The organism is Streptomyces aurantiacus JA 4570, assembly GCF_000414115.1.
Lineage (GTDB): Bacteria > Actinomycetota > Actinomycetes > Streptomycetales > Streptomycetaceae > Streptomyces > Streptomyces aurantiacus_A.
The window spans coordinates 1-1,964 of record NZ_AOPZ01000440.1 but is presented as its reverse complement, the minus strand read 5'-3'; the positions used below and the strand labels follow the sequence as shown (position 1 = coordinate 1,964).

Sequence of the window (1,964 nt, the reverse complement as noted above, 5' to 3'; positions counted from 1 at the left end):
TGCCGTACAGATCCAGGTCGTCGTCGGCGCGGCGGACGAGAGCGGACGCCGGAGCGTCGCCCTGCACTCCCGCGAGGAGCGCGACGCGTACGCGGGTGACGGCGGCTGGACCGCCCACGCGAGCGGGGTGCTCTCCGGCGGGCAGCCGGCGGCCGCCTTCCGGCTCGCCGAATGGCCGCCGCGCGATGCCGCCGAGGTCGATGTCGAGGGCCTGTACCGGCACTTGACGGAACTCGGCTTCGCGTACGGCGAGGCGTTCCAGGGGCTGCGCGGTGCCTGGCGGCGCGGCGACGAGGTGTTCGCCGAGGTCGCCCTGCCCGAGGAGCAGCACGAGAACGCGGAGTCGTTCCGGCTGCACCCCGCGCTGCTTGACGCGGCCCTGCACGTGCTCGGCCTCGGCGTACTCCGCGGCGACGCGGCGGCCGACGGCGGCGACGGTGAGGGCGGCGCGGGCGACGGCGCGCGGCTGCCGTTCGCCTGGAGCGGCGTCTCGCTGCACGCGACCGGAGCCTCCGCCCTGCGCGTCCGGCTGGCCCCGGCGGGCAACGACGCCGTGTCGCTCACCGTCGCGGACGGGCTCGGCGAACCGGTGGCCACCGTGGACTCGCTGGTCTTCCGGCCGGTCGCGGTGGACCAGCTCGGCGCCGGTACGGCCGACGACTCGATGTTCCACGTCGAGTGGCGGCGGCAGTCACCGGTGTCGGCCGAGCCCGTGTCGCCGACTTCGCTCCAGGACCTGGGTGCCGACGAGGCCGCTCCGGCGGTGGTGGTGTGGCAGGCCGGTGGCGGTGCCGAGGGTGGCATGCGGCCGGGGGCCGTCTCCGCACGTCTGGCCGAGGCACTGAGCGTGGTGCAGAGCTGGCTTGCGGATGAGCGGTTCGAGGCGTCGCGCCTCGTTGTGGTGACGCGCGGCGCAGTGACGGCCGGGGACACGGGCGCAGCCCTTGATCCTTCGAGCGCGGCGGTGTGGGGGCTTGTGCGGTCGGCCCGCTCCGAGCACCCGGGCCGCTTCGTCCTCGTGGACGCGGACGCGGAGGTGGACGAGGCGGTGCTCGGCGCCGTGCTGGCATCGGGCGAGCCGGAGGTGGCGGTACGAGACGGCGCGGTCTGGGCGCCCCGGCTGTCCCGGGTCTCCGCCGAGTCGGCTGACGGCGGCGCCACCCCGTGGGGCGAAGGCTCCGTCCTCGTGACGGGTGCCTTCGGCGGCCTCGGCCGGGTGGTGACACGACACCTGGCCGAGCACCACGGTGTACGCGACCTGCTGCTGGTCTCGCGTCGCGGTCCGGACGCGTCCGGCGCGGACGAACTGCGCGACGAACTACAGGCGTTGGGCGCGAAGGTCACGGTGGCCGCGTGTGACGTGGCCGACCGAGAGGCCCTGGCCGCGCTCCTCGACGAGCAGGGCGCGGACCTGTCCGCCGTGGTGCACGTGGCCGGGGTCTTGGACGACGGCGTGGTCACGTCCCTGACGCCCGAGCGCCTGACGACGGTCCTGCGCCCCAAGGTGGACGCGGCGCTGAACCTGCATGAGCTGACGGCTGGCCTGGACCTGTCCGCCTTCGTGCTGTTCTCCTCGGCCTCCGGTGTCTTCGGCGGCGCGGGTCAGGCGAACTACGCGGCGGCGAACGCTTACCTGGACGCCCTCGCCGTACACCGCCGTGCTCAGCGCCTCCCCGCGACTTCCCTCGCGTGGGGCCTGTGGGCGGCGCAGGACAGCGACATGACCGGCGCCCTCGCCGACGCCGACCGCGACCGCATGGCGCGTGGCGGCGTGGCGGCGCTGTCCACGGAGGAGGGCCTGGCTCTCCTCGACACCGCGGTCACCGCCGTCACCGCCGCGGACCTGACGGTGCCGGGCGCGCCCGCGGCCCTCGTCCCCGTACGCCTGGACACCGCCGCCCTGCGAGCCGCCGCGGGCACCGACGCCGCGGCGGTCCCTGCGCTGCTGCGCGGCCTGGTGCGCG

Annotated in this window: 1 protein-coding gene; it reads left to right on the top strand. The window is 75.7% G+C overall.

The features are described 5' to 3' along the window. A partial coding sequence (locus tag STRAU_RS33665) for an SDR family oxidoreductase (RefSeq protein ID WP_037663653.1) occupies positions 1-1,964 on the top strand: 1,964 nt, incomplete at both ends.